This window comes from Bradyrhizobium sp. 23AC, assembly GCF_054863025.1.
The window spans coordinates 1-236 of record NZ_JAVAYN010000302.1; the positions used below are offsets into that span (position 1 = coordinate 1).

The 236-nt window shown below is 62.7% G+C and carries 1 protein-coding gene; it reads right to left on the reverse strand.

Going from position 1 to position 236, the window contains the following annotated elements; all coding sequences use genetic code 11:
- Nucleotides 1-236 (reverse strand): IS66 family insertion sequence element accessory protein TnpB (gene tnpB / locus RAD10_RS42515; protein ID WP_461622093.1); only part of this gene is annotated, 236 nt, incomplete at both ends.

Sequence of the window (236 nt, forward strand, 5' to 3'; positions counted from 1 at the left end):
GGTCACGACGCCATCGACAGACGAAGGCCAAAGGAAACGGCCGTGCTCCAGCCGCTTGGCATAGAGCGACATGCCCAGGCCATCGTGCCAGAGAATCTTGATCAGCTTGCCGCTCTTACCGCGGAACACGTAGAGGTCGCCGCCGTGCGGGTCGCGTTTGAAGGCCTCCTGTACCAGCAAGGCCAGCGAGTTCATGCCGCGACGCATATCGGTGTGGCCGGTCGCAATCCACACCC